The 22,767-nt window shown below is 38.2% G+C and carries 23 protein-coding genes; 8 read left to right on the forward strand and 15 right to left on the reverse strand.

Annotated elements, in window-relative coordinates:
• Positions 1-196: 196 nt before the first annotated feature.
• From BUL40_RS01035 to BUL40_RS01085, 11 genes are all read right to left on the reverse strand, one after another.
• Positions 197-1,129 carry a DUF3078 domain-containing protein gene (locus BUL40_RS01035; RefSeq protein WP_010516147.1) on the reverse strand — a complete coding sequence of 311 codons (933 nt, stop codon included), beginning with the start codon at positions 1,127-1,129 and terminating at the stop codon, positions 197-199.
• Between the two features lie 67 nt (positions 1,130-1,196).
• On the reverse strand, positions 1,197-1,703 hold the full coding sequence (locus BUL40_RS01040; RefSeq protein WP_080317730.1) for a DUF2480 family protein: 507 nt from the start codon (positions 1,701-1,703) through the stop codon (positions 1,197-1,199).
• An 11-nt stretch (positions 1,704-1,714) separates the two neighbouring features.
• A complete protein-coding gene (locus BUL40_RS01045) occupies positions 1,715-2,044 on the reverse strand; it encodes a DUF59 domain-containing protein (RefSeq protein ID WP_010516151.1) in 330 nt (109 codons plus the stop codon).
• Positions 2,041-2,463 carry a SufE family protein gene (locus tag BUL40_RS01050; RefSeq protein ID WP_080317731.1) on the reverse strand — a complete coding sequence of 141 codons (423 nt, stop codon included), beginning with the start codon at positions 2,461-2,463 and terminating at the stop codon, positions 2,041-2,043. Before BUL40_RS01050 ends, BUL40_RS01045 begins: the two co-directional genes overlap by 4 nt.
• 42 nt (positions 2,464-2,505) lie before the next feature.
• Positions 2,506-2,913 (reverse strand): hypothetical protein, encoded by a 408-nt coding sequence (locus tag BUL40_RS01055; RefSeq protein ID WP_141239626.1) that lies wholly within the window; start codon positions 2,911-2,913, stop codon positions 2,506-2,508.
• Positions 2,914-2,977: 64 nt separating this feature from the next.
• The gene (locus BUL40_RS01060; RefSeq protein ID WP_080317733.1) at positions 2,978-4,063 is read right to left on the reverse strand and encodes a zinc metalloprotease; all 1,086 of its coding nucleotides are present in this window, start codon (positions 4,061-4,063) and stop codon (positions 2,978-2,980) included.
• A 106-nt stretch (positions 4,064-4,169) separates the two neighbouring features.
• A complete protein-coding gene (locus BUL40_RS01065) occupies positions 4,170-5,399 on the reverse strand; it encodes an aminotransferase class V-fold PLP-dependent enzyme (protein ID WP_080317734.1) in 1,230 nt (409 codons plus the stop codon).
• A gap of 14 nt (positions 5,400-5,413) precedes the next feature.
• On the reverse strand, positions 5,414-6,730 hold the full coding sequence (gene sufD, locus BUL40_RS01070) for a Fe-S cluster assembly protein SufD (RefSeq protein WP_010516156.1): 1,317 nt from the start codon (positions 6,728-6,730) through the stop codon (positions 5,414-5,416).
• A gap of 10 nt (positions 6,731-6,740) precedes the next feature.
• Entirely contained in the window at positions 6,741-7,493 is a 753-nt protein-coding gene (sufC, locus tag BUL40_RS01075; RefSeq protein WP_010516158.1) for a Fe-S cluster assembly ATPase SufC, read from the reverse strand.
• A gap of 15 nt (positions 7,494-7,508) precedes the next feature.
• Positions 7,509-8,954 carry a Fe-S cluster assembly protein SufB gene (sufB, locus tag BUL40_RS01080; RefSeq protein ID WP_010516160.1) on the reverse strand — a complete coding sequence of 482 codons (1,446 nt, stop codon included), beginning with the start codon at positions 8,952-8,954 and terminating at the stop codon, positions 7,509-7,511.
• A 38-nt stretch (positions 8,955-8,992) separates the two neighbouring features.
• Positions 8,993-9,322, reverse strand: a complete 330-nt coding sequence (locus tag BUL40_RS01085) for a HesB/IscA family protein (RefSeq protein WP_010516161.1) — start codon at positions 9,320-9,322, stop codon at positions 8,993-8,995.
• Positions 9,323-9,522: 200 nt separating this feature from the next.
• On the opposite strand from BUL40_RS01085, the gene thiL reads away from it, so the two are divergent.
• Complete coding sequence (gene thiL / locus BUL40_RS01090; protein ID WP_080317735.1) at positions 9,523-10,569, forward strand: thiamine-phosphate kinase; 1,047 nt, start codon at positions 9,523-9,525, stop codon at positions 10,567-10,569.
• On the opposite strand, the gene BUL40_RS01095 is transcribed toward thiL, so the two are convergent.
• The gene (locus BUL40_RS01095) at positions 10,566-10,838 is read right to left on the reverse strand and encodes a hypothetical protein (RefSeq protein ID WP_080317736.1); all 273 of its coding nucleotides are present in this window, start codon (positions 10,836-10,838) and stop codon (positions 10,566-10,568) included. The genes thiL and BUL40_RS01095 overlap by 4 nt on opposite strands.
• Before the next feature lie 275 nt (positions 10,839-11,113).
• On the opposite strand from BUL40_RS01095, the gene brnQ reads away from it, so the two are divergent.
• Positions 11,114-12,397 carry a branched-chain amino acid transport system II carrier protein gene (gene brnQ / locus BUL40_RS01100; RefSeq protein ID WP_080317737.1) on the forward strand — a complete coding sequence of 428 codons (1,284 nt, stop codon included), beginning with the start codon at positions 11,114-11,116 and terminating at the stop codon, positions 12,395-12,397.
• A 53-nt stretch (positions 12,398-12,450) separates the two neighbouring features.
• Here brnQ and BUL40_RS01105 read toward each other — a convergent pair whose 3' ends face one another.
• Positions 12,451-13,743, reverse strand: coding sequence for an aminopeptidase P N-terminal domain-containing protein (locus tag BUL40_RS01105; RefSeq protein ID WP_080318011.1), 1,293 nt, complete (start codon positions 13,741-13,743; stop codon positions 12,451-12,453).
• Positions 13,744-13,892: 149 nt separating this feature from the next.
• Here BUL40_RS01105 and BUL40_RS01110 point away from each other — a divergent pair, with 149 nt between their 5' ends.
• The 4 genes from BUL40_RS01110 to BUL40_RS01125 all read left to right on the forward strand — a co-directional run bounded on the left by BUL40_RS01110 (position 13,893) and on the right by BUL40_RS01125 (position 18,010).
• Positions 13,893-16,742, forward strand: a complete 2,850-nt coding sequence (locus BUL40_RS01110) for a WD40/YVTN/BNR-like repeat-containing protein (protein WP_080317738.1) — start codon at positions 13,893-13,895, stop codon at positions 16,740-16,742.
• Positions 16,742-17,131, forward strand: a complete 390-nt coding sequence (locus BUL40_RS01115) for a DUF2721 domain-containing protein (protein WP_080317739.1) — start codon at positions 16,742-16,744, stop codon at positions 17,129-17,131. Before BUL40_RS01110 ends, BUL40_RS01115 begins: the two co-directional genes overlap by 1 nt.
• Complete coding sequence (locus tag BUL40_RS01120; RefSeq protein WP_080317740.1) at positions 17,128-17,466, forward strand: cupin domain-containing protein; 339 nt, start codon at positions 17,128-17,130, stop codon at positions 17,464-17,466. Before BUL40_RS01115 ends, BUL40_RS01120 begins: the two co-directional genes overlap by 4 nt.
• A 112-nt stretch (positions 17,467-17,578) precedes the next feature.
• Positions 17,579-18,010 carry a hypothetical protein gene (locus BUL40_RS01125; RefSeq protein ID WP_010516171.1) on the forward strand — a complete coding sequence of 144 codons (432 nt, stop codon included), beginning with the start codon at positions 17,579-17,581 and terminating at the stop codon, positions 18,008-18,010.
• On the opposite strand, the gene BUL40_RS01130 is transcribed toward BUL40_RS01125, so the two are convergent.
• Positions 18,007-18,966, reverse strand: a complete 960-nt coding sequence (locus BUL40_RS01130; protein WP_080317741.1) for a succinylglutamate desuccinylase/aspartoacylase family protein — start codon at positions 18,964-18,966, stop codon at positions 18,007-18,009. The genes BUL40_RS01125 and BUL40_RS01130 overlap by 4 nt on opposite strands.
• A complete protein-coding gene (locus BUL40_RS01135) occupies positions 18,947-19,831 on the reverse strand; it encodes a RimK family alpha-L-glutamate ligase (RefSeq protein ID WP_080317742.1) in 885 nt (294 codons plus the stop codon). The genes BUL40_RS01130 and BUL40_RS01135 overlap by 20 nt, the downstream gene beginning before the upstream one ends.
• Before the next feature lie 254 nt (positions 19,832-20,085).
• Between BUL40_RS01135 and BUL40_RS01140 the strand changes: the two genes are divergently transcribed.
• Both BUL40_RS01140 and BUL40_RS01145 read left to right on the forward strand, forming a co-directional pair.
• On the forward strand, positions 20,086-20,754 hold the full coding sequence (locus BUL40_RS01140; RefSeq protein WP_080317743.1) for a succinate dehydrogenase cytochrome b subunit: 669 nt from the start codon (positions 20,086-20,088) through the stop codon (positions 20,752-20,754).
• Between the two features lie 4 nt (positions 20,755-20,758).
• Positions 20,759-22,762: a fumarate reductase/succinate dehydrogenase flavoprotein subunit gene (locus BUL40_RS01145; RefSeq protein ID WP_080317744.1), complete on the forward strand. Its 2,004-nt coding sequence runs from the start codon at positions 20,759-20,761 to the stop codon at positions 22,760-22,762.
• The last annotated feature ends 5 nt before the right edge of the window (positions 22,763-22,767 follow it).

Genomic DNA, 22,767 nt, shown 5'->3' on the forward strand with positions numbered 1-22,767 from the left:
TTAGCGAAAACCACAAAAAAAATACGGTTTACATCAAAAAGTTTGGGCATAGGTAAGACTTGAGTACTTTAGTACTGTTCTTAATAACTAGCCCCAAGGTTATTACTAACACCAATAACAAGTATGAACTAACCTATCCAATCAAAAAAAGCCCGAACAACTTGTTCGGGCTTTTTTTATAAAGTATGTTTTAAACTTAGAAAGAGTAGCTAAGACCTAATGTCCAGTACGTTTGTAAGTCGTTATCTATAGAATCAAAAGTAGCCGTAGCATCTGGTGTAGCAGCTAAATTTCTCACGTAGTTCAACGTCTCCTGCTTGTTGTTTCTTAGACCAAAGTCAAACCCAACACCAATCATCTTCCAAAGGGTGTAAGAGAAAGAGTTAGTCCACGTCCAGTTACTTAAATCACCACTCTCGTAACTTTGGAAAGCAGATAGGTTACTTTTAAAACCAACAGCTCCTATTTTACGGGTATAGTCCGCAACAATTTTAGCACCCAAAGAGGAGTTAAAAATGGTATCATCATCCGCAAAAACAAAGTTGTAGTTTAAAGGATGTATAACCACCACTAAATTCTGAATTGGTGTCCACGTAGCACCCACACCCAAATCTAGGTAGCCTGGGTCATTAAAATTGTTTAGAATAGTTGTTCTGTATTCCATTAAACCAGATACCGCGAACTTATCACTTAATTTTCTACCGTAAAGGGAAGATAAGTTGAATACATCTGTAGCTTCTCTAAAGCTATCATCATCGGTTGGATCATTCTTGTCATCAAACTTAACCCAAGAAAGGTTTGTCGTTAATGCGTTTCTCCAAAAGAACTTCTCTTCCTGTAAATTGGCAAACGCATTGAACGAAAAACCAATGTTTCCGCTAGAGTTATCTGGAAAACCCTGAGCATACCAATTATTGAACTGAGAAATACTACCACCTATAGTACCAAACGCCCCTAATTTCCAGCCAGGAAGCGCATCAATTTTAGCTTGGATAGCATTTGCCCTACCTTGAATGGCAGCAATAGAATCTTTCTTTTCGGCCAATGTAGCCTTTAACTCTTCTTCTGTCTGTGCTTGGCCCATCCAAACTCCAGCTACCGTAAGAACGGCGAAAAGTATTTTTTTCATAATGATTTGTGTTTATAGTTTTAGAAACGCAAAAGTAAGAATAGTCACACTTGCCTTACAAGGAAAATTACTTTTTCTTGTACAAAGGCACCGCAGAACAGGCTTCTCCGTACATAACACTCTTAGCCACAGGCTGTATTTTCAACATAGCCTGTAGATAAGCGTTTTGTGGCACTGGTTTATGGCTACAACCTTTAATAATTACCGGTTTATCTTGGAAAGGACTAACGTCTAAATTAGCTAGAATTGATTGATACAGGCTGGTTTCTAAATCTTCTAAGGTACCAACCACTACTTGTTTGGCATAGGGTTGTAATTTGCTTACTAAAAGCATATATGCCCAACCTGGAACTATAGCATCTGTACTACAATTTAGGGCTACATAGGCATCTTTGTATTGTTCCCAATCATGGGTGTCTGCTAGACTTCTAAATTCTTTTTCCTTAAGGATCAGTTCTTCCCAAAGCCAATCTTTAATATCCAAAACGGTTCTTTCCCCTACAGGATAGTAATCTTCCAAATCAAAGACCTGTAACTTGCTTTGCGCAACCCTATTTACAATTTCTTCTGCCATTTTTGTGATGCTTACAGTAAGCCCAGTTCCAATTTAGCTTCTTCGCTCATCAAGTCTTGCGTCCAAGGCGGATCAAAGGTAATTTCTACCTCGGCATCTTTAATTTCGTCAATAGACTTTACTTTTTCTTCTACTTCTGCAGGTAAACTTTCCGCTACCGGGCAGTTAGGAGATGTTAGAGTCATTAGAATCTTAACCTCATTATCTTCGTTTACCAAAACATCATAAATAAGTCCTAATTCGTATATGTCTACTGGAATTTCTGGGTCAAAAATGGTTTTTAAAACCAATACGATTTTCTCTCCTAATTCTGCTGTATCTAGTGTTGTTTCTTCGCTCATTTTATTTGTGTTTGATAGGCCACGGCATACAATTTCATCTGTTTAATCATACTCACCAATCCATTGGCCCTTGTGGGTGATAAATGTTCTTTAAGTCCAATTTCATCTATAAATTGGGTATCTGCCTCCATGATGTCTTTAGGCTTTTGATTGCTAAAGACTCTAATTAGAAGGGCAATAATTCCTTTAGTGATGATTGCATCACTATCTGCCGTAAAAAGCAATTTATCATCTTCTAATTCTGCGTGCACCCAAACCTTACTTTGGCAACCTTTGATGATATTGTCATCGGTTTTATATTGCTCATCTATTAAGGGGAGGGATTTGCCCAGTTCTATCATGTATTCATAACGCTGCATCCAGTCATCGAACATGCTGAACTCCTCTATGATTTCTTCTTGTATGGCCTGTATGGTCATGTAATTTGCAATTTGTGTACAAAATTAGTGGATTTTAATCCCTTACTCAACTTTTTCAGAAAGTGTTAAGAGCTTGGTCATCAATTCTTCTAGTTCTTTGGGTGGGTGTCCATGGTCAAATTCGTATGAATAGGCCACCCCGTCAATCAATAATTCAAGACTTGCCAAAGCGGCGGCATCTATCATAGATTTACTTTGGTCTGGCTCTGAAATGTTATTAGGATCAATAGTTTTTAATACCGTTTCTAAAGATTCTTGCTCTTTTGCCCTTAAATTGCGGGTTTTAAATGTTCCTTGTCTCGCACTTCTATGTTTTAGGGTTATTCCATCACAAACCAGTTCTTTGTAAAAACCGCGACTTTCTGCCCTGTAATTTAAAGCCCAAGTAGTTTCTTGATTACAATTTTGTTGTAGCATCAAAAGGGTTAAAATAGCAATAATTGTTTTCATATTTAAAGCTAACAAAAAAGGCATCTACCAACGTAGATGCCTTTGATTATTTTAATGTATTGGGTTATGGTAACATAGCTTCTCTGGCACCACCAGCAGCAAAAAGTGCTCTCATACGTTCTTTTTGTCCATTACTGAACATATACATACATTCATCATCTACATAATCCATATAGTTCATAGTCATATCCGTAGTTCTACAGTGGGTAGTTGGAAAATTAGGACATCCGTAATTAGGACGGTCAGAAGTTGGTGTATCAGAAACAAAATCGTCTCTATTACATCTACCGTCTCCCCAGATATGTCTTAGGTTTAACCAATGGCCCACTTCATGGGTTGTAGTTCTACCACCATCAAAAGGAGCCGTTGCCGTACCGGTTGTTCCAAAATATTGTGGCGAAACCACCACTCCATCCGTAGAGGAGCTACCCCCAGGAAATTGCGCGTATCCTAAGATACCACCACCAATATTACCTACCCAAATATTTAAATGAGTGCTAGGTGTTACCACATTAGAGCCGCCTTGTGCATCAAACTTAATAGCATCACCTGTTCCAAAAGAAGTCTGGGAGGTTTGTTTTCTGATAACTTGATCTAAAGTAAACTGGATATCTGAATCTGCAACTACTGGACTAAACAAGGAAGGCACTTGGTTAATGTCGTTGTTAGTAGCGTTAAAATCATCATTTAATACAGCTATTTGCGAAGCAATTTGAGCATCTGAAATGTTCTGACTGGCATTGTTGTACAAAACGTGAACAATTACTGGAATGGTAATAGTGCCTAGGTTGTCTTCAACGGGAGTATCGCCTCCTCCGCCGTTGCCACCACCACCATTGCCGTTACCTTTACCTTTTTTGGCAGCAAGATATTGCCTGGTGTGCTTTTCTATATTATACATTTTTTGCTCTAAACCAGGATTGCTCTTAAGCTTCTGGTTCAACACTTTCATAGTGGAGCAATTTTTACCAGCATTTCCTTTACCCGCACTGGTGTCTTCTGATTCAACATCATCTGTATACACAAAAAAGTCGCTCATATCTACTTGAACTTCTTGCGTAGCTAAAACATCACTTTCGGGGGATTGCTCCTTTTCACAGGAGTAAAGGACAACTGCCATTGCAGACAAAGTCAAAATCGTCTTTTTCATAAATAAATGGGTGTATAATGGTTACTATTTGCTACAGAAGATACAAATAATTAACACTATCCCAATATTTTGTTAAAAATAAATATGAAATCTTAAAGCGAAGTTGTTACCCTACCAACATATTCTTAGCGCGTTCTACCCCGGCTACAAGCGCATCTACCTCTTCTTTTGTATTGTAAAAACAAAAGCTTGCTCTTACCGTACCAGGAATTTTGTAAAAATCCATTATGGGTTGGGCACAATGATGTCCCGTACGTACGGCAATACCCAATTTATCCAGAATGGTACCAATATCATATGGGTGAACACCTTCTATATTAAAAGAAATTACCGAAGTTTTGTTCTGTGCCGTACCATAAATTTTTAAACCATCAATCTTAGACAATTCTGTGGTAGCATAATCCAATAGTTGATGCTCATAGGCCGCTATTGCTTCAAAACCTATGGTATTCATATAATCTAAAGCGGCGCCAAAGGCAATACCACCACAAATATTGGGTGTACCTGCCTCAAATTTATGCGGTAATTCTGCGTAGGTAGTTTTTTCAAAGGTAACCTCTGCTATCATTTCGCCACCGCCTTGGTAGGGAGGTAATTTTTTTAACCATTCCTCTTTGCCATACAGCATACCTACCCCTGTGGGTCCACATATTTTATGAGCAGAAACCACATAAAAATCCACATCTAAAGCTTGTACATCTGCTTTAATATGCGGGGCAGCCTGTGCTCCGTCTATTAATACTGCGGCTCCTACCTCATGAGCAGCATTGATAATTTCTTCAATAGGGTTTATGGTGCCCAGAGCATTGGAAATATGGTTACAAAAAACCAATTTTGTTTTACTAGAGAGCAAATTTTGATAGGTTTCCATAACTAACTCTCCCTGCTCGTTCATCGGAATTACCTTAAGTATAGCTCCTGTACGCTCACAAAGCATTTGCCAGGGCACAATATTACTGTGGTGCTCCATGGCAGAAACCAATACCTCATCTCCCTTTTGTAACAAAGAAGAAAAACCGTTTGCTACTAAGTTTATTCCATGAGTGGTGCCCGACGTGAATATGATTTCGTGGACTTTGGCGGCATTAAAATGCTGCTGAATTTTTTGTCTTGCTTGCTCATATTTATCCGTGGCCTCTTGCGATAAAGCATGGACGCCACGGTGAATATTTGCATTGTAATTTTGGTAATAGTCTACTATTGCATTTATGACCTGTTGTGGTGTTTGTGAGGTAGCCGCGTTGTCTAGGTATACTAAAGGCTTACCGTTGACTTCCCTATTTAAAATTGGAAAATCTTTGCGTATTTGTACTACATCAAAATCCACTTCTGTCATAAAAAACTATTATCCTATAAATCGAAACCAAGATTTACTCCCAGCTTACTGGCAATAAGTTTGTTGATTCTTACTTTCAATTCTGGTATACGTACACTTTCTAATACGTTATTGGCAAAAGCATACATCATTAAAGCTCTGGCCTCTTTCTTAGGAATACCTCTAGATTGCAAATAAAATAAGGCATCCTCGTCTAATTGACCTATGGTACAACCGTGAGAACACTTAACATCATCTGCAAAAATCTCTAACTGAGGTTTGGTATTTACCGTTGCTTTATCAGATATAAGAATATTATTGTTTTGCTGAAACGCATTGGTCTTCTGTGCAATTTTATCTACAATAATTTTTCCATTGAAAACACCAGTAGAACTATCCCCATAGATACCTTTATAATCTTGGTGGCTTTCGCAATTAGGTTGCGCATGGTGCACCAAAGTGTAATGGTCTACGTGTTGCTTTTCGCCTAAAATGGTTACTCCCTTCAGGGTAGAGTCTATATGCTCCCCGTTCTGGTAATAATTCAAGTTATTACGGGTTAGTTTACCTCCAAAAGAGAAGGTATGCACACGTACTTGACTATTGGTTTTTTGGTCTATATAGGTATTGTCCACCAAAGATGCGGTAGGCGCATCGTTCTGTACTTTATAATAATCTACACGAGCATCTTTAGCCGCAAAAATTTCGGTCACCGCATTGGTAAACACTTCATTTGTGGTTAAACTTTGGTGACGCTCTATGATTTGCACTTCTGCATTTTCTTCTACTACAATCAAATTTCTTGGTTGCAACATTAAAGCGGCTTCGTTACCCGTAGCCAAGTGCAAAATTTGAATAGGTTTTCTAGGGGCCTTACTTTTAGGTATGTAAATGTATGCTCCTTCCCTACTAAATGCGGTATTCAATGTGGTTAATGATTCGTCTTTAGACGCTACCTTGTTAAAGTATTTTTCTATAACCTCTTTGTACATTGGCTTACTAAACGCAGCACTCATCAAACAAACATCCACACCATCATGTGTGGTTTCTGATAAGTAAGACGAATACACGCCGTCTACAAATACAATTTTGTACGTATCTATTTCGTGTAAAAAGAACTTCTTTACATCTTTGTACTCCAATGCATTGGTTTCTTTTGGAAAAATGCTGAAGTCTACCTTTTCTATACTCTTTAGCGAGGTGTATTTCCACGCTTCTTCCTTTTTGCTAGGAAAACCTTTTGCTTCAAAATTCTTAATAGCCTCGGAACGCACCTCATGTACGGGATGGTCAAGGTCTACTTGGTTTTCAAAGGCCAAAAAAGAAGAAATCAATTTATCTTTCAACTCCATCTTCTACTGCTTATACCGTTTCTTCTTGTTTGATCCAGTCGTATCCTTTTTCTTCTAGCTCCATGGCTAGTTCTTTACCACCAGACTTTACAATTTTACCATTGTACAATACGTGCACATAATCTGGAACTATATAGTCTAACAAACGCTGATAGTGGGTAATTACCACAATGGCGTTGTCTTTACTTTTTAATTTGTTAACCCCATTGGCTACAATACGCAAGGCATCAATATCCAAACCAGAGTCAGTCTCATCCAAGATAGCCAACTTAGGTTCTAACATGGCCATTTGAAAAATCTCGTTACGCTTTTTCTCGCCTCCAGAGAAGCCTTCGTTAAGGGAACGAGATAAGAATTTACGGTCTATCTCTAGCAATTCTGATTTTTCGCGAATCAGTTTCAACATTTCATTAGCAGGCATGTCTTCTAAACCACGTGCCTTTCTAGACTCGTTGATTGCTGTTTTCATGAAGTTGGTTACTGATACACCTGGGATTTCAACAGGATATTGGAAAGAAAGAAAGACGCCCTTATGCGCTCTTTCTTCTGGAGAGGCATCTTCTAAATCTTCACCATCTAAAACGATGCTTCCTTTTTCTACCTCAAAATTTTCATTACCAGCAATTACGGAAGCCAAAGTACTTTTACCAGAACCGTTTGGCCCCATGATGGCATGTACCTCTCCTGGTTTAACATCTAGGTTAATACCCTTTAAAATGGCTTTATCTTCTACACTTGCGTGTAAATCTTTAATTGTTAACATTCTTGCTTTTTATTTTTATCCTACTGATCCTTCTAAACTAATTTCTAATAACTTCTGTGCCTCCACGGCAAACTCCATTGGTAATTTGTTCAACACCTCTTTACTAAAGCCATTAACAATAAGTGCAATTGCCTTTTCTGTGTCTATACCACGTTGGTTGCAATAGAAAATTTGGTCTTCACCAATTTTACTGGTCGTGGCCTCGTGCTCTATTTGTGCCGATTTGTTTTTGGTTTCTATGTAAGGAAAGGTATGCGCCCCACACTCATTACCCATCAACAAAGAATCGCACTGCGAAAAGTTACGCGCATTTTCTGCCCTACTGTTCACTTGCACCAAACCACGATAACTATTCTGGGATTTACCGGCAGAAATACCTTTAGAGATTATAGTACTCTTGGTGTTTTTACCCAAGTGAACCATTTTAGTACCAGTATCTGCTTGCTGATAGTTGTTGGTTACGGCTATAGAATAAAACTCCCCGATTGAATTATCGCCTTTTAGAATACACGATGGATACTTCCACGTTACCGCAGAACCTGTTTCTACCTGTGTCCAAGAGATTTTTGCATTTTTTTCGCAAAGTCCTCTTTTGGTCACAAAGTTGAATACACCACCTTTACCTTCCTTATCTCCAGGGAACCAGTTTTGTACGGTGCTATATTTAATTTCTGCATCGTCTAGGGCAATAAGCTCCACAACGGCAGCGTGCAATTGATTTTCATCTCTAGAAGGTGCGGTACATCCTTCTAAATAGCTTACATAACTTCCTTCGTCGGCAACCACCAAAGTACGCTCAAACTGGCCGGTACCTGCTTGGTTAATTCTAAAATAGGTAGATAATTCCATTGGGCAACGCACGCCTTTTGGAATGTAACAAAAGCTGCCATCAGAAAAAACGGCAGAGTTTAATGCGGCATAAAAGTTATCTTTTTGCGGCACCACGGAACCTATGTGTTTTCTTACCAATTCTGGGTGCTCTTGTATAGCTTCAGAAATAGAACAGAATATAATTCCTTTTTCTGCTAATGTCTTTTTAAACGTTGTAGCCACGGAAACAGAATCCATAACAACATCTACCGCCACACCAGCTAATTTTTTTTGCTCATCTAAAGAAATCCCCAAGCGTTTAAAGGTGTCTAGCAATTCTGGATCTACCTCATCTAGACTTTCGTACTTTGGCTTCTTGTTTGGTGCGGAGTAGTATGATATATCTTGAAAATCGGGTTTTTCATAATGCACATTGGCCCACTCTGGCTCTTCCATCTGTTTCCAGATTTTAAAAGCCTCTAAACGCCATTGCGTCATCCAATCTGGCTCATTCTTCTTTTTAGAAAGCGCAACAACCACTTCCTCATTCAACCCTTTAGGAAAGGTTTCAGATTCTATGTCTGTATAGAAACCATATTCATACTCCTTGGTTTCTAATTCTTTTTTTAATTCCTCTTCTGTATACGCCATAACAATCTTACTGTTCTCTTTTTGGTATTTATCTGGATTTAAAGTGAAAAGCTTTCACCACAACCACAGGTTCTCTGGGCATTGGGATTGTTAAAAACAAAGCCTTTACCATTTAAGCCTCCAGAATATTCTAATGTGGTACCCACCAAGTATAAAAAACTCTTTTTATCTACCACAATTTTTATGTCATTATCTTCAAACACCTTATCGGTGTCTCCTACGCTATGGTCAAATTTTAGTTCATAGGACAATCCACTACAACCACCACTCTTTACCCCAACACGTACGTAGTCCGAACCAGCTTCAAAGCCTTCCTCTGACATCAATGCGGCAACTTTTGCCTTTGCAGTATCTGATACTTTGATCATGTTACAATTAGATTAATTATAAATAGCTTACAAATATAGTGGTTAAGACGCATTTTAACAGGATTCATAACATTATTATAACGAATATTTCCATAAGGGTTTTCTATGGGTCTAAAGACAAGGCCAACAAAGTTAAAGGCATTTAATTTTTGGCATTTTTTTAAAAACTTGTTTTGGATAATTCCTCCTACTTTTGCAGCATGCTAGAAGACAAAAACACACCCAGGACCAAGTTAGAGGAATTAGGAGAATTTGGCTTAATAGACCACTTAACCAAAAACTTTGAAATTAAACACAAATCTACCGTAAAAGGAATTGGTGATGATGCCGCCATATTGGATTATAACCAAGAAAAAATGGTGGTAACCACAGATTTGTTGGTAGAAGGCGTACATTTTGACCTTAGCTACATGCCTTTAAAGCATTTGGGCTACAAAGCGGTTATGGTTAACCTATCCGATGTATATGCCATGAATGCCACGGCAAAACAAATAACAGTTTCAATAGCCGTATCTAATCGTTTTCCGCTAGAAGCACTAGAGGAATTTTATGATGGCGTTGCCACGGCTTGTAAGATTTATAATGTTGATTTAATTGGTGGCGATACCACCTCCTCTACCAAAGGCATGCTAATTAGCATAACAGCTTTGGGTGCGGCCGTAACCGAAAAGATAACCCAACGATCTGGTGCTAAAGAAAATGATTTATTGGTTGTTTCTGGCGATTTGGGCGGGGCCTATCTTGGCTTACAAGTGCTAGAACGAGAAAAAGAGGTTTTTAAGGTTAACCCTAATAACCAACCAGATTTAGAACCTTATAGCTACATTGTAGAGAGGCAATTAAAGCCAGAAGCGAGAAAGGATATCATAGAATTGTTGGAAAAGCTAGATGTTACCCCAACGGCAATGATAGATATAAGCGATGGCCTATCTTCTGAAATACTTCATATCTGCAAAGCAAGTAAAGTAGGATGTAATTTATTTGAAGACAAAATTCCCTTAGACCCAACAGTAATTAGTGCTGCAGAAGAATTTAAAATGGACGGCACCATGATTGCCCTAAGTGGAGGAGAAGACTATGAGCTTCTATTCACTGTAGACCAAAAAGATTTTCCAAAGATTAAAGCAAACCCAAACCTCACGGTAATTGGCCATATGACCGATAAAAGCAACGGACAACATTTAATTGCCAGAGATGGCTCTCAAATTCCGTTAAAAGCTCAAGGTTGGAACTCGTTTGAAAATTAAGCAACTCGTTTACGCTCTATTCTTTTTCTAGAAGCACGACGATTTCTTTTTTGGTACATTTCCTCTAGGGTCTTGTTAATTTCTTTTAGCTTATCTGTTAACGCAGTTAATTTTCCACGTTCGTCCGTGGTAACTTGCGTTTGGCAATGAATACATTTGTATTCTTTAATGTGGTGGGTCACCTTCTTAGAAACAACAAAGTGATGTCCGAATAAGCTACAGAACAAACCAGTGATTTTGCTACCTGTTGGGGTAATAGTTTGACTCATAAACTAGGTTTTTGGGGCACGTAAGCTTGGGGCTTGATATGCGTTTTACTTTATTAAGTTTAGTTTGGCTAGAAACATAATTATCAACAATTGTTAATAACTTGCTGTCTATAAAATAGCAACGTCACGCCTAATTGGTTTAGTATACCGTGTTCTCGGATTTTCACTAAAAAATCGATAAACGGCGTTTTTTCGACCAAATACACCAAAAAATCGTTAAGCGTTACGCATTCAATTTACAAATAAGTTGTAGCTATGCAAACAAATAGCCTAGAATGTTACGTAAAAAAGACACTTTCCTAGTCGGTTTTGCCCTATTTTCCCTTTTTTTTGGTGCTGGCAACCTAATATTACCTCCATTTTTAGGTTTAAATGCAAGTAGGGATTGGTGGTTGGTTACAATTGGATTTGTTGTAACAGGTGTAATTATTCCTATTCTGGGAATATGGGCCCATGCAAGATTACAAGGCACCTTATTTGATGTGGCCAAAAAAGTTTCTCCTCTTTTCAGTATAATTTATTGCTACCTAATTTATGCCATTGCTGTTTTGTTACCGGCACCAAGAACTGCCGCGGTAACACATGAAATTGGTATTCTACCAGTGTGGGATGTTTCGTCCTGGATAACAAGCTGTGTCTACTTTTTATTGGTTTTTTTATTTGCCATTAATCGCTCTAAGGTATTAGGTATTATTGGTAAATTCTTAACACCAACCATATTATTGATTTTGTTTGGCTTAATAGTTATGGCTATTTTTAATTTTCCGTTAGATTTTAACGCCAAACAAGTATATACACACGCGTTAAGCCATGGTTTTCTTGAGGGATACCAAACCTTTGATGCTATTGCTGCTGTTGTTGTAGGCGGCGTTATTATAATTTCAATCAATTTTGATTATAAACATTTAGCATATAGTCAAAAAAAGAAATTAATAGCAAGAGCTGGCGTAATTGCTGGTTTAGGTTTAGCACTCATCTATGCCGGTCTTATTTTAACAGGTGCATTGGTACAGCCAGAATTTGAGTCGTCTATTGACCGTACCAGTTTATTAAAAGGAATAAGCTTATTAACATTGGGCAAAAGTGGCTCGCTATTTTTAAGTATACTGGTAAGCCTTGCCTGTTTTACAACGGCAGTAGGCATAGTAACCGGTACGGCAGATTTTATAAGAGGCCGTTTTAACAACTCAAACTATGCCTACGTTCTAACAGCCGGAATATGTAGCTTGCTTGGTATTCTTATAGGTCAATTTAAGGTAGACTTTATAATTGCGGTTGCCATACCCTCATTAATGTTTATATACCCATTAACCATTATCTTAATACTCCTAAACTCGGTGCCCGAAAAATATGGTAGTAAATTGGTTTTTAGATGGGTGGTAGGCACAACCTTACTATTTAGTATACCAGATTTTTTAAATTCTTTGGGTTTTACGGTATTGAGCCAAAACACCTTTAATTGGCTGCCACTTGCTAAATATCAAATGGGTTGGATTTTACCTGCTACACTTACCTTTTTAGCTACAAACCTTTATTACATTAAACGCTCTTTAAACTAGAATAGTTAGCCTTAACCCTAACTATTCTAGCAAACTATAACCTCAAATATTTTTTAGGAATTCATCCATTCTTCAATCTCTTCTGCTAGAATGGGTATGTTACGCATTAAATTAAATGGTGCTCCACTTTCTTTAATCACTACATCATCTTCCAAACGAATACCAAAACCTTCTTCTGGAATATAAATACCCGGTTCTACCGTAAATACCATATTGGCCTCCATTGGTGTTTTTAAAGCACCGTAGTCATGTGTGTTTAACCCAATATGATGGCTAGTTCCGTGCATAAAGTACTTTTTATAAGCTGGCCAATCTGGGTTTTCGTTTTGCACATCTGCCTTATCCAACAAACCTAACCCTAATAATTCAGCGGTCATTAATTTACCAACTTCTTTGTGGTATTCTGCCCATAATGTTCCCGGAACCAACATAGAAGTAGCCATGTCTTTAACACGTAGTACCGCGTCATAAACCGCTCTCTGGCGTTGGGTAAACCTACCATTTACCGGTATTGTACGCGTCATATCACTAGAATAGTTTGCATACTCTGCTGCCAAATCCATTAAGATTAGATCGCCGTCTTTACACTCTTTATTGTTTTCCAGATAATGTAGAACGTTGGCATTGTTACCAGATGCTATAATTGGGCTATAGGCAAATCCTTTAGAACGATTTCTAACAAATTCATGTAGAAATTCTGCTTCAATTTCGTACTCAAAAACGCCTGGCTTAACAAAACCAAGCACCCTTTTAAAGCCTTTTTCGGTTATATCACAAGCCGTCTGCATTATCTCAATTTCTTCTGGCTCTTTTACCCCTCTTATCTTCTGTAAAATTGGGTTACTCTTAGCGTAGGTATGTGCAGGATATTCTTTTTTGCATTTTATTACAAAACGATCTTCACGTGTTTGTGTCTCTACTGCCTGCCTGTAGTGTTCATTGGTATTAAAATAGATGGTTTCTGCCTCTGTCATTAAATCAAAAAACACCTTGTCAAAATCAGTTAACCAATATATAGTTTGTATTCCAGAGACCTTTGTGGCCGCTTCTTTTGTTAATTTTTCTCCTTCCCAAATAGCAATATGCGCATTAGTTTCCCTTACAAACAATACCTCTTTATGCTTTGGGTCTAAAGCATCTGGAAAAAGTACAAGAATAGTTTCTTCTTGATCTGCTCCAGATAAGTAAAAAAGATCTCGATCTTGCTCAAACGGCAAGGTGCTATCTGCCCCAATGGGATAAATGTCATTAGCATTAAAAACAGCAATGCTTTTAGGCTTCATTTGCGCCATGAATTTCTTTCTGTTTTTTACAAATAACTTACTGTCTATTGGGTGGTATTTCATATATCCTGTTTTTTCAAAATTACGGAATGCCCGGCCCATAGAAAAACCAATGACATTTTAAAAAGTAATAGAAACAACGAAAACATTGTCCTACTTGCGGCTAAACGGACTTATTACTACCTTTCTACAGACTAATTCAACCAGAAAAAATGAACAGATTTTATTTGCTTTTCGCCCTTTTCTTAACAACGCTTGTTCAAGCGCAACTTAGATCAACCTCAGAAGAAAAAACAATTGAAGCATTACAACTAAAAGCAAAGTTGGATTCCACTTCACTATTAAAGAATTTAAAATTACAGAATATAGGTCCTTCCATAATGAGTGGCAGGGTTGTAGATTTGGCCGTTAACCCAGCAGACCCAACAGAATTTTACGTAGCATACGCCTCTGGCGGACTCTGGCATACTACGGATAATGGTATTTCTTTTACACCAATAATGGATAATTCCCCAACCCAAAATCTGGGGGATATTGCCGTACATTGGCCAACCCGAACTATTTGGGTGGGCACGGGAGAAAACAATGCCTCTAGATCTAGTTATGCCGGTATTGGACTATTAAAGACAACCGATAACGGTAAAAATTGGGATTTTGCCGGTTTAGCGGATAGTCATCATATAGGTAGAATATTAATTAACCCAAACAATCCAAACCATGTGGTAGTTGGTGTTACGGGACACCTATATTCCACAAATGACCAAAGAGGGGTTTATAGTACAAAAGATGGGGGTAAAACATGGAACAGAACCCTATTTATTAATGACCAAACGGGTATTATAGATCTAGCAAGTGCCAGCAACAATTTTAATGTGTTGTATGCCGCCGCATGGCAAAAAGACAGAAAAGCTTGGAATTTTGACGGAAACGGAACCGGATCAGGAATTTATAAAAGCACGGATGCCGGGGAAAACTGGGAATTAATTAGCACTGCCAATAGCGGTTTCCCAACGGGTAACGGTGTGGGTAGAATTGGTCTTTCGGTTTATAACGATTCTATAGTTTACGCGGTATTGGACAATCAAAACCGAAGAGAAAAAGAGCTAAAAACCGTTGTTGATGGTGATAAACTGGTAAAAGACGATTTTAAAACCATGAACAAGCGTAACTTTTTAAAACTGGACAATAAAAAGCTAAATACCTTTTTAAAAACTAACGGATTTCAAGAAAAATATAGGGCAGAAAACGTAAAAGCTTTAGTAAGAGACGATGTTGTTGAACCCATAGATTTAGCCAAATACCTAGAGGATGCCAATTCCCTTTTGTTTGACACTCCAGTTATTGGCGCAGAAGTCTATAAAAGCACCAATGCAGGTAAAACTTGGGTAAAAACGAACACAGACTACATAGACGACCTTTTTTATAGTTACGGGTACTATTTTGCCCAAGTAAATGTAGACCCAAATAACCCAGATGTTATCTATCTAGCAGGGGTTCCTTTGATACAATCAAAAGACGGTGGTAAAACGTTTGAGTCTATAGATAAGAACAATGTACATTCTGACCACCATGCATTGTGGATAAACCCAAATAAGCCAGGGCATTTAATTAATGGTAACGACGGTGGTATTAACATAACGTACAATGATGGTAAGGTATGGAGCAAAAACAACGCACCAAGCGTGGGGCAATTTTATGCTATAGCCGTGGACAATGAACAACCTTATAACGTTTATGGCGGATTACAAGATAATGGCGTTTGGAAAGCACCGCATACCTCAGAAAACAATAATGATTGGTTGGCATCTGGTAAAAACCCATGGGAAATGCTTATGGGCGGTGACGGTATGCAAGTAGAAATTGATGCAAGAAATACCAACATTGTTTATACCGGATTTCAATTTGGAAATTATTTTCGTCTTAATCTAGAAACTGGGGACAGAAAATACATTCAACCAAAACACGAATTGGGAGAAGCGCCCTATCGTTTTAACTGGCAAACCCCCATTAGACTTTCGCATCACAATCAGGACATACTTTATCTAGGAAGCAACAAATTGCACCGATCCATGGATAAGGGGGAAACTTGGACCAGCATTTCGGACGATTTAACAAGGGGCGGAAAAAAAGGGAATGTGGCCTATGGTACTATTACTACAATTTCAGAATCCCCATTTCAGTTCGGCTTATTGTACGTAGGTACGGACGACGGATTAATACACGTGAGTAAAGATGGTGGTGCCAACTGGACCAATGTGGCGAACCCTTTGCCTAAAGATCTTTGGGTAACGGAAATTATGGCATCCAAACATAAAAAAGAACGAGTTTATGCTACTCTAAACGGATACCGTTGGGATAATTTTACCACTTATATCTATGTAAGTGACGATTATGGAGTAAGCTGGAAAAACATTGGTGAAACCCTACCCTTATCTCCTGTGAACGCCATTGTAGAAGACCCTGTAAACGAAAGTCTATTATTTGTAGGTACAGATAATGGGTTATATGCCAGTTTAGACGCTGGCAACCATTGGCAATCCATAACCAACGGCCTACCCAATGTTGCCGTTCACGATCTTGTGATACAAAAAAGAGATAAACACTTAGTAGTTGGCACTCATGGTAGAAGTATTTATAAATTAAATATTGCCAGCCTACAAAAAGTAGATTTTGACCTTAATAGAGAAAGCTTAATACTTTTTGACGTAGCTGATATAAAACATTCTAGAAGATGGGGAAATAGCTGGAGTTCTTGGGGTACCCCAAATACACCTGGCCTTAATGTAGACCTATACACCAATACCGAAACAACTTTTAAAACCAAGATTAAAACTACAGATGGTATTGTGGTAAGCTCTGGAGAATTAAATGCCGATAAAGGTTTTAACACCTTACACTATGATGTTGCTTTTGACAAGGAAGGTAAGGCCAACTACCTATCTAAAAACAAAACAAAATTAGAAACGGCCAAAAATGGCAAGACCTATTTGCCCAAAGGCGAATACATAATAGAGGTTAGCGGTAACGGGGCCACCAAAAGCACGAATTTTAAAATAGAATAATGAATTTAACCCTTAGCATACCTGCCTTATTATTTCCTGCAATTTCTTTAACCATGCTTGCTTACAATGCAAGATATTTGGCAATAGCAGGATTAATAAGGCAATTGCATGGGCAGTTTATTGAAACAAAAGCATCTCCTTTAAAAAAACAAATTTCATCTCTAAAGAAACGTTTAGAAATCATAAAAGGAATGCAGGCAACAGCCATTGCAAGTTTTCTGTTAGCTGCGGTGACCATGTTCCTAATTTACATTGAACTTGTAGTTTGGGCCAATATAATTTTTGGAGTAAGTCTAGTTCTTTTGATGATTTCTTTGGTTCTATCTTTTGTAGAGGTACAACTCTCTACCAAAGCATTGGGTATACAATTAAAAAGTATGGAAGAATGAAAATTGTTGACCAAAATACGATACAAGCGGTTGGTGTTACCCATGATCCAGATATAAAAAAAAAGGTACTCATAAGTAAAGGGGAAATTCACAAATTAATGATGTTTGGATCTGCCACCCTAAAGCCAGGACAGAAAGTTACTCCGCATAGTCATGAAACCATGACCGAGGTATTTTATATACAACAAGGCAAAGCACTTTTTACAGTAAACGGTGAAGATCATATTTTAGAAAAAGGGCATTGTATAACAATTGAAGCAAAAGAGCTGCATAGCCAAGAAAATCCTTTTAAAGAACCTGTGGAATGGCTATATTTTGGCATCGCTTTGGATTAAATCCATAGTTTACTGGGGTTTTTATCGTGTTTTCTTGTGGTTTTCATCTATTTTTTAAGATTTAATTAATAGTCCTGTTGTATGTTTGTAGTCCATCTTAAACGAACAACCTATGGAAAGGGTGACAGACATCGCTTTTTTCAATAATATTAGAGAAATAAGGGAGTATAATTTTGGAAAATTCTACTTCTTTGATAAGCTTGTTATATCTGAAATTAAAGAGGGGGTAACCTTTAATTGGGTTATGGCAGAACGTGTAATAGAAGCAGCTTACGAAGTTTATGATGTTGACAAATTACCTGTGGTTTATCTTTCTAACAGAATAAACCGTTATCAAATTGTTCCTAAAGACTGGCTAAAATTCTACAAAAACAGACATAGTTTAAAGTGCTATGGTGTGGTTGCAAAAAACAAGTCAACCTATGCCAATGTAGTTTTAGAACGTATGTTCTTTAAAAATGCCATTAGGCAATTTACCAATTTAGAAGATGCCATTGCTTGGGCACAAGAACGAATTTTGGAAGAAAACAATACTACAATTTAATGCCCAATGTGGTATAATGCATCACCTTGATTAACTACCGCTTGGTTGTTAATACAAAAGACATACCCATCAAAAGGTGCTTTAATCCTTTTTATTTTTTGGTCGTTGGTATCCGTTATATAGCCTAAAGGCTGCCCTTTTTCAATTTTACTACCATTAGCAATTTCAGATAAAAACATACCTGCTCTTGGGGCACGTATCCATCTTCTTTTGGTCAAAGCAATACTTTTGGTTTTTAGTGGTTCATCGTTCGTTTTTATCATTTGCAAATAATTTAAAACGTTTAAAATTCCCATTTTGGCTATCCGCATAGCTTCTGCACTAAAACGCATGCTTTCTCCTGCTTCATAGACCAACACTGTTTTGCCCAACTTAAAGGCTTCATTCCTAAAACTTCCTCTAATAAGACTGGACGGAAAATTAAATGGTGCGTTGAAAACTTCCGCTAGGGTTTTGCCTCCTAAATCTTCGGCCGTATAGCGTATCTGCGGATAATTATAACGTTGTCCACCTCCGGTATGCAAATCAATAGCAATATCTGCCAATGGTAAAACCTCTTGTGCATAGGTATAGGCTATTCTACTTGCCAAAGAGCCTTTGTTACTACCAGGAAAACTACGATTGACATCTTTACCATCTGGCACATCTCTAGAAAAGTGAATAAAACCAAAAAGGTTAAGTATTGGTACAACAATCAGCGCACCTCTTTTTAATTTTATTTTCTTGTCTACCAATAATTTTCGCAGAACTTCTACCCCATTAATTTCATCGCCATGCAAACCAGCTTGCAACAAAACAACCGGCCCTTTCTTTGATGCGTTAAAAACATGAACTGGTAAATCTATTACTGTACCCGTTGGGAGTTTGGCTATCTCTATTTTTACCAATTGCTGTGCCCCGGGAACAATAGTTTGCCCGTTTAGCTTTAGGTCTGCATTACCTTTTCCTTCCCACATTTTTCTCTATGTACTGTATTATCTGCTTAGAAACGTTAATATCCGTAGCTGCCTCTATACCTTTAAGACCCGGAGAAGCGTTTACTTCTAACAATAGGGGCCCTTTTCTAGACCTAATTAAATCTACCCCGGCTACACCCAAACCTAAAAATTTGGTGGCTTGCAAGGCAATATATTTTTCTCTTGGCGTAAGAACAACCCGCTCTCCTATACCTCCCCTATGAATATTAGACCGAAATTCGTCAATATCACTAGTACGTTTCATGCCAGCAACAACCTTTTTACCTACAACTATTATTCGAATATCCGTACCGTTTGCTTCTTCTATGAATTTTTGAACCAAAATGCTGGTATCCATTTTATAAAAAGTGTCTATGATGGATTTAGCAGATTTTTTGCTTTCTGCCAATATAACACCTAGACCCTGAGTACCTTCTTGCAGCTTAATTATTACTGGAGGCCCACCCAATAAGCGGAGTTGCTCCTCTATGTTATTTGGATTAATAGAGAATAAAGTTTCTGGTATTGGCAAACCTTGTTGCGCCAATAATTGCAAGGTACGCACCTTATTCCTTGCATTGGAAATAGCTACCGCACTAGCTGTAGTAAACACCCCATTATCTTCAAACTGTTGCACTATAGCCGCGCCATGTCTGGTAACCTTTGTGCCAATTCTTGGAATTATGGCATCAAACTCGTGGGTTACGTCTTCTTCTATAAATATTTTTGGCTTTTCTGCTCCAAGTTTTACGGTACACTTGGTATGGTCTATTAACTCTACATAATGGCCGGCGGCCTGTGCTTCCTCTACTAATCTGCGTGTAGAGTGCACATGTAAGCTAACAGAAAGAATGGCTATATCCATCTAAATAATCATGTGTTGTAAAATTAAATTCAATATCGTTTAAAAAAAACAAATGGCAGGGTAAATCCTATATTAAATAAAGTTTAACAACTCACTTTGTTCAATTTATAGACAGGCCAGCAACTAAAATTGGCAGAAATTATCAAACGTTTTCGACAATAGCTTAAAACGTTTCTAAATAAGGTGTTTTGCGTTGTTTAAAGCTTGTTAAAATCTTGATCCTGCCGTAAATTTGCTAGTAAAACTAATAACTAATGAGTGGATTGATAAAATCTTCAATTGCCAGAAAGCTAGTGATGGCCCTTTCTGGACTTTTTCTTGTGGTTTTTCTTACCCAACACTTTGTCATCAATTTTACTTCTGTTATAGCGCCAGAAACTTTTAACCAGTGGTCTCACTTTATGGGTTACAACCCTTTAGTGCAGTTTGTATTGCAACCGATCTTGATTGCCGGTGTTGTTATTCACTTTGTGATGGGCTTTATATTGGAAGCACAGAATAAAAGTGCCCGCGGGGTTTCTTACGTTAAATACAACGGGGGCGCCAACGCATCTTGGATGTCTAGGAACATGATTTACACGGGCTTAGTGGTATTAGCTTTCTTAGGCTTGCATTTTTATGACTTTTGGGTTCATGAGATGGCCTACAAGTACGTAGAAGTTAAAGCGGAAGACCCTACAAGATACCATGCGGAAACAGTTGAAAAATTTGCGCCAATTTGGAGAACGTTACTTTATGTAGTTTCTTTTGTACTACTTAGTCTTCACCTATGGCACGGGTTTGCTTCTTCTTTCCAGTCTATGGGAGTAAACAACAAGTACAGCCCGGTTATTCAAAAAATTGCTAAAATATTTGCGGTGGTAATTCCATTGGGCTTTGCCTTTATTGCTATTTACCACCATCTTAACCCAATAACACATTAATCATATGGGAGTATTGGATTCCAAAATTCCATCTGGGCCGTTGGCCGAAAAATGGACAAAACATAAAAATGATATTAATCTGGTTAACCCAGCCAACAAGCGTAACATTGATGTTATTGTTGTAGGTACTGGTCTTGCCGGAGGTTCTGCCGCAGCTACTTTGGCAGAACTTGGTTATAATGTAAAAACTTTTTGCTACCAAGATTCGCCAAGACGCGCGCACTCTATTGCCGCCCAAGGTGGTATTAACGCAGCAAAAAATTACCAAGGTGATGGGGATAGTCCTTATCGCTTGTTCTATGACACCATTAAAGGGGGTGACTACCGTTCTAGGGAGGCAAATGTTTACCGTTTGGCAGAAGAATCTGCCAACATTATTGACCAATGTGTGGCGCAAGGGGTACCTTTTGCACGTGAGTACGGTGGTTTGTTAGACAACCGTTCTTTTGGTGGTGTATTGGTATCTAGAACTTTCTACGCTAAAGGACAAACAGGACAACAATTATTGTTAGGTGCTTACGCGGCCATGAATCGCCAAATTAACCGTGGCAAGATAAAGTCTTACACTCGTCATGAAATGATGGATTTGGTTTTAGTAGACGGCAAAGCAAGAGGTATCATAGCAAGAAATTTGGTAACTGGAGAAATAGAAAGGCATTCTGCACACGCAGTGGTATTAGCAACTGGTGGTTACGGTAATGTGTTCTTTTTATCTACCAATGCTATGGGTAGCAATGTAATGGCAGCTTGGAGAGCACACCGTAGAGGAGCTTTCTTTGCCAACCCTTGTTTTACGCAAATTCACCCAACCTGTATTCCGGTATCTGGAGAACATCAGTCTAAATTGACTCTGATGTCTGAGTCTTTAAGAAACGATGGTAGAATTTGGGTGCCAAAGAAAAAAGAAGATGCAATTGCTATACGTGAGGGTAGACTAAAGCCAACACAGTTAGCAGAAGAAGATAGAGACTATTACTTAGAGAGAAGGTATCCTGCATTTGGTAACCTTGTACCTAGAGATGTTGCTTCTAGAGCTGCTAAAGAGCGTTGCGATGCTGGTTTTGGAGTAAATAAAACTGGCGAAGCAGTATATTTAGATTTTGCAGCTGCTATACAACGTTACGGTAAAGAAAAAGCGTTGACTTCTGGTATTAAAAATCCAGATGCTGCAACTATTACTAAGTTAGGAGAAGAAGTTGTGGAAGCCAAATATGGCAACCTATTTCAGATGTACGAGAAAATCGTTGACGAGAATCCATATAAAACTCCGATGATGATTTACCCAGCGGTGCATTACACCATGGGCGGTCTTTGGGTAGATTATAATTTGCAAACCACCATTCCGGGTTGTTATGCCGCGGGTGAAGCTAACTTTAGCGATCACGGTGCCAACAGATTAGGTGCTTCTGCCCTAATGCAAGGTTTAGCAGATGGTTATTTTGTATTGCCTTATACCATTGGAGATTATTTATCTAATGATATTAGAACGGGAGCTATCCCAACAGATTTACCAGAATTTGAAGCAACAGAAAAGGCCGTACGTGAACGTTTAGAGAAACTTAAAGCTGGATCAGGACAAAATTCCGTTGATTACTACCACAAGAAATTGGGTAAAATCATGTGGAACAAATGCGGTATGGCTCGTAACGAACAAGGCCTTAAAGAAGCTATAGAAGAGATTTCTGCCTTGAGAAAAGACTTCTGGGAAAACGTAAGAATTCCAGGTGAAATCAATGCTAAAAACGCTGAACTAGAAAAGGCAGGTAGAGTTGCAGATTTCTTGGAATTGGGTGAGTTGTTTGCAAAAGATGCTTTAGAAAGAAATGAATCTTGTGGCGGTCACTTTAGAGAAGAGTACCAAACCGAAGAAGGAGAAGCATTAAGAGATGATGAAAACTTTAAATATGTAGCGGCTTGGGAATACAAAGGCGAGCCTAAAGATGCCCAGTTACATAAAGAAGATTTGGTGTACGAGAATATAGAATTAAAGACAAGATCTTATAAATAAAATTG

This window comes from Croceivirga radicis, assembly GCF_002072105.2.
GTDB classification, from domain to species: domain Bacteria; phylum Bacteroidota; class Bacteroidia; order Flavobacteriales; family Flavobacteriaceae; genus Croceivirga; species Croceivirga radicis.

Coding starts and splice junctions, on each gene's coding strand:
- BUL40_RS01035 (WP_010516147.1), bottom strand. CDS start 1,129: ATGAAAAAAATACTTTTCGCCGTTCTTACGGTAGCTGGAGTTTGGATG.
- BUL40_RS01040 (WP_080317730.1), bottom strand. CDS start 1,703: ATGGCAGAAGAAATTGTAAATAGGGTTGCGCAAAGCAAGTTACAGGTC.
- BUL40_RS01045 (WP_010516151.1), bottom strand. CDS start 2,044: ATGAGCGAAGAAACAACACTAGATACAGCAGAATTAGGAGAGAAAATC.
- BUL40_RS01050 (WP_080317731.1), bottom strand. CDS start 2,463: ATGACCATACAGGCCATACAAGAAGAAATCATAGAGGAGTTCAGCATG.
- BUL40_RS01055 (WP_141239626.1), bottom strand. CDS start 2,913: ATGAAAACAATTATTGCTATTTTAACCCTTTTGATGCTACAACAAAAT.
- BUL40_RS01060 (WP_080317733.1), bottom strand. CDS start 4,063: ATGAAAAAGACGATTTTGACTTTGTCTGCAATGGCAGTTGTCCTTTAC.
- BUL40_RS01065 (WP_080317734.1), bottom strand. CDS start 5,399: ATGACAGAAGTGGATTTTGATGTAGTACAAATACGCAAAGATTTTCCA.
- sufD (WP_010516156.1), bottom strand. CDS start 6,730: ATGGAGTTGAAAGATAAATTGATTTCTTCTTTTTTGGCCTTTGAAAAC.
- sufC (WP_010516158.1), bottom strand. CDS start 7,493: ATGTTAACAATTAAAGATTTACACGCAAGTGTAGAAGATAAAGCCATT.
- sufB (WP_010516160.1), bottom strand. CDS start 8,954: ATGGCGTATACAGAAGAGGAATTAAAAAAAGAATTAGAAACCAAGGAG.
- BUL40_RS01085 (WP_010516161.1), bottom strand. CDS start 9,322: ATGATCAAAGTATCAGATACTGCAAAGGCAAAAGTTGCCGCATTGATG.
- thiL (WP_080317735.1), top strand. CDS start 9,523: ATGCTAGAAGACAAAAACACACCCAGGACCAAGTTAGAGGAATTAGGA.
- BUL40_RS01095 (WP_080317736.1), bottom strand. CDS start 10,838: ATGAGTCAAACTATTACCCCAACAGGTAGCAAAATCACTGGTTTGTTC.
- brnQ (WP_080317737.1), top strand. CDS start 11,114: ATGTTACGTAAAAAAGACACTTTCCTAGTCGGTTTTGCCCTATTTTCC.
- BUL40_RS01105 (WP_080318011.1), bottom strand. CDS start 13,743: ATGAAATACCACCCAATAGACAGTAAGTTATTTGTAAAAAACAGAAAG.
- BUL40_RS01110 (WP_080317738.1), top strand. CDS start 13,893: ATGAACAGATTTTATTTGCTTTTCGCCCTTTTCTTAACAACGCTTGTT.
- BUL40_RS01115 (WP_080317739.1), top strand. CDS start 16,742: ATGAATTTAACCCTTAGCATACCTGCCTTATTATTTCCTGCAATTTCT.
- BUL40_RS01120 (WP_080317740.1), top strand. CDS start 17,128: ATGAAAATTGTTGACCAAAATACGATACAAGCGGTTGGTGTTACCCAT.
- BUL40_RS01125 (WP_010516171.1), top strand. CDS start 17,579: ATGGAAAGGGTGACAGACATCGCTTTTTTCAATAATATTAGAGAAATA.
- BUL40_RS01130 (WP_080317741.1), bottom strand. CDS start 18,966: ATGTGGGAAGGAAAAGGTAATGCAGACCTAAAGCTAAACGGGCAAACT.
- BUL40_RS01135 (WP_080317742.1), bottom strand. CDS start 19,831: ATGGATATAGCCATTCTTTCTGTTAGCTTACATGTGCACTCTACACGC.
- BUL40_RS01140 (WP_080317743.1), top strand. CDS start 20,086: ATGAGTGGATTGATAAAATCTTCAATTGCCAGAAAGCTAGTGATGGCC.
- BUL40_RS01145 (WP_080317744.1), top strand. CDS start 20,759: ATGGGAGTATTGGATTCCAAAATTCCATCTGGGCCGTTGGCCGAAAAA.